1 protein-coding gene is annotated in these 580 nt (G+C 59.0%); it reads right to left on the bottom strand.

What is annotated here, in order from left to right:
- Positions 1–232: 232 nt before the first annotated feature.
- Positions 233–460 (bottom strand): hypothetical protein, encoded by a 228-nt coding sequence (locus K728_RS0100220; protein ID WP_024475462.1) that lies wholly within the window; start codon positions 458–460, stop codon positions 233–235.
- Between the last annotated feature and the right edge of the window lie 120 nt (positions 461–580).

Consider the following 580-nt stretch of genomic DNA (forward strand, 5'->3'; position numbering starts at 1 on the left):
CCGGACGGAGCCGGACCAGGCGAACAAAACAGCGGTGCTCGCTAGCTCGCACCGCAGAAACAGGCCTTACTAGCGTTCTGACAGCCGATCCTCTTTTTCGGGTCCGTAGGTGGCTGGGGAATCTTTGCATACAAGCCACGGTCTTCTTCGTGCTGACCGTCACGGCGTGGGTAGCGGGTCGCCGCACCAACTAACCCACTGACTATGAGGCGGCTAGATCGAACCGGGGTAGTTAGCTCTCTTCGTGTTTTCGAATGGCCCGGCGTCTTGCCACTACCCAACCCAGTGCCAAACCAATCCACACGAGGCCGAGCGCCAGGTTGAAGCCCCAGTCTTCTCCCTCGGCTGCGCCCCATATGGTCAGTCCCACTTGTACGACGCCAAGTATCAACCAGAAATTGATGATGACGAGCCCAAACCTCGTCGCCAATGCTGGCGTCTTTTGTGGTTGTTGTTCCATGGCTGAACTCTAGCTCCACAGGTTGCACCCCAAGCGGTCCTTCGCTGCGCTGCGGGCTGTGCTGCCGCCGGCTCCTACGTCGCCACCGGCAGAATCCCCTTCTTTTTTGCTGCTGTCCTT

Source organism: Arthrobacter sp. CAL618, from assembly GCF_000468215.1.
Taxonomy (GTDB): Bacteria; Actinomycetota; Actinomycetes; order Actinomycetales; family Micrococcaceae; genus Arthrobacter_D.